Genomic DNA, 1,023 nt, shown 5'->3' on the forward strand with positions numbered 1-1,023 from the left:
ACCTTGCCTCTGTGAACCTGTAGCGTCACCTCGCGTATTCCGAGCTCTGCCGCCGCCTGTTTGTTCATTAGCCCGCTGACCACGAGCGGAAATACCTCCCGCTCTCGAGGTGTAAGTTCAGCAAAGCGGCGTCGGAGAACGCCCAATTCGTCCTGCTTCGAACGGCGCTCCCGATCTCTCTCAATGCCAGCTTTGATAGCTATGAGCAGATCCGACTCCTGGAAGGGCTTCGTGAGGAAATCAACGGCACCCCGTTTCATCGCCCTGACCGTCGAAGGGATATCCCCATGGCCCGTAATAAACACAACTGGCGGATGATCGCCGCTGGCGATCTGTTCGTGAAACTCAAGCCCGCTTACGCCGGGGAGCTCCACGTCAAGCACGATACAGCTTGGTAAGTCGGGCCGACGGTATTCGAGGTACTCGCTTACCGAGCCCACTGCGACACACCGGAGGCCCGCCGATGCGAGGAAGTCACTGATCGACTCCCGAACATGGACATCGTCGTCCACGAGAAAGATGACCTGGTCGGAACCTTCCACGCCGATTTCTCCGTTCCCTGCCATAAACCAGCGGCAAGCCCGCCCCTTTCGCTAGACTAGCAGACATGGGAGGCATGAGATGTAATAGAAAACAATAATTGCGGGCCTTCTTCAGAGTGCCCCGCTATCCCTCGATTGCGGTGAATGATGATCAAATCACCGCAGGTCGGTTGTCTCTATGCCGCGAGACAGGATTTTCAGCGCGTTCGGAGTTGCGGCAATTGTCAAGTCGTGCCTTGTCGCGCGATAGTGAGGCGTTCGTCGCATTTGACTCTCGCTAAACGTTCAGGATTTGGACCGAGTGCGGCATGCGCAGCAGTCCGCGTTGTTCACGATCGTCGCACTGCCGAACATGGAGTCGCATGATCAACCATGTCGACTGTCATGCGGACGATACGGCCGCCGATCTTCGACATGTTTCGACGAACTAATCGGCGCGGCGCGGCGTAACGACCACTGCGTGGCCTGCTGACCTCAAAGG

General features: G+C 57.3%; 1 protein-coding gene. It reads right to left on the reverse strand.

Annotation, left to right across the window (positions count from 1 at the left end; genetic code table 11):
• A partial coding sequence (locus tag EN906_RS35265) for a response regulator (RefSeq protein WP_164777661.1) occupies positions 1–542 on the reverse strand: 542 nt, incomplete at its 3' end.
• Positions 543–1,023 lie beyond the last annotated feature (481 nt).

The sequence above is a fragment of the Mesorhizobium sp. M7A.F.Ca.CA.004.06.1.1 genome (assembly GCF_003999135.1).
Lineage (GTDB): Bacteria > Pseudomonadota > Alphaproteobacteria > Rhizobiales > Rhizobiaceae > Mesorhizobium.